Annotated in this window: 1 protein-coding gene; it reads right to left on the bottom strand. The window is 46.4% G+C overall.

From position 1 onward, the window contains the following. Nucleotides 1-700, bottom strand: a 700-nt coding sequence (gene oppC / locus ACWHAR_RS27380; RefSeq protein WP_452088470.1) for an oligopeptide ABC transporter permease OppC, incomplete at both ends; no start/stop codon positions are given.

Here is a 700-nt window from a genome sequence, read left to right as displayed (position 1 = left end):
ACGTAACTTAGGATCCAATGCGTCTCTTAATCCGTCGCCGACAACGTTGAAACCAAACATTGTAATGCAGATAAATCCGGCAGGGAAGAATAAACGCCACGGATAATAGGTCAATGCAGGCAATCCGTCAGAAGCCATCGTTCCCCAGCTTGCCAGCGGAGCCGGAACACCAAGTCCCAAATAGCTTAAAAAGGCTTCTGTGAAAATCGCAGTAGGAACTGTCAGTGTCATCGTGACCAAAATAGAACCCATTGCGTTTGGCACGATATGTTTAAACAGAAGACGGGATGTTTTTGCACCCAGTGTCTGTGAAGCAAGCACATACTCTTGATTCTTCAGCTGCAGCACTTGTCCGCGCACGATTCTGGCCATATTAATCCAGCCTGTAATCGTCATGGCAATAATAATCGTAAATAGACCTTTCGGAAGAACAACCATCAGTAAGATAACCATTAATAATGAAGGAACTGCCCAAAGGATATCAGCGATACGCATCATGATTTCGTCCGTTCTGCCTCCGCGGAAGCCTGAAATGCTCCCCCAAATAACACCGATCAGCAAATCAAGAACAGCGGCTGCGACACCGATAAAGATTGAGATTCGCGCCCCTACCCATGTACGGACGAAAATGTCCCGTCCAAGATCATCTGTTCCGAACCAGTGATCTTTTGAAGGCGGCTTATCCGCATTTAAGAGATTA

This window comes from Bacillus sp. LR--39 (assembly GCF_053613335.1).
This window is presented reverse-complemented; position numbering and strand designations above follow the sequence as displayed.